Source organism: Streptococcus sp. DD13, from assembly GCF_001578875.1.
Taxonomy (GTDB): domain Bacteria; phylum Bacillota; class Bacilli; order Lactobacillales; family Streptococcaceae; genus Streptococcus.
Map to the genome: position 1 here is coordinate 1 of NZ_KQ969512.1, position 936 is coordinate 936.

The 936-nt window shown below is 36.4% G+C and carries 1 pseudogene; it reads left to right on the forward strand.

Features of this window, described 5'->3' with window-relative positions:
* Window positions 1-32: 32 nt before the first annotated feature.
* Window positions 33-936, forward strand: a pseudogene (locus STRDD13_RS08345) (IS3 family transposase); the annotation flags it as partial.

Genomic DNA, 936 nt, shown 5'->3' on the forward strand with positions numbered 1-936 from the left:
CAGAAAAATCTAACTTTTGGGGTGTTTTTATTATGAAATTAACATATGAGGATAAGGTTCAGATCTATGAACTTAGAAAGCAAGGTCAAAGCTTCAACCAACTTTCAAATCAATTTGGGATAAAGATTTCTAATCTTCAGTACATGATTAAATTGATTGAACGCTATGGAATAGAGGTCGTTAGAAAAAGGAAGAATCATTATTACTCTCCCGAACTAAAACAAGAGATCATTGATAAAGTCTTAATTGAAGGTCGTTCACAAAGAAGTGTAAGCCTTTGATTATGCGCTCCCAAACCAAGGAATGCTTCCAAATTGGCTGGCACAATACAAGAAAAATGGGTATACTATTGTTGAGAAAACAAGAGGAAGGATACCTAAAATGGGACGCAAGCCAAAGAAGAAACCTGAAGAAATGACAGAGTTAGAGCGTCTTCAAGCAGAAAATGAATACCTGAGAGCGGAGAATGCTATTCTAAAAAAGTTGAGAGAACTCCGATTGAAGGAGGAAAAAGAGAAAGAAGAAAGACAGAAATTGTTCAAGAATTAATCACTGAGTTTTCGTTAGATATTCTTCTAAAAACCATTAAACTCGCTCGTTCGACCTACTATTATCACTTGAAACAGCTAGACAAACCAGATAAGGATCAAGGGCTTAAAGCTGAAATCCAATCTATTTTTATCGAACACAAGGGGAATTATGGTTATCGTCGGATACATTTAGAATTAAGAAATCGTGGCTTTTTGGTCAATCATAAGAGGGTTCAGCGGTTGATGAATGTACTCAATTTACAAGCTAGAATCCGGCAGAAACGCAAGTATTCTTCTCACAAAGGAGATATTGGTAAGAAAGCCGACAACCTTATTCAACGCCAGTTTGAAGCTTCAAAACCAATGGAAAAGTGCTACACAGATGTGACAGAATTTGCCATTCCAG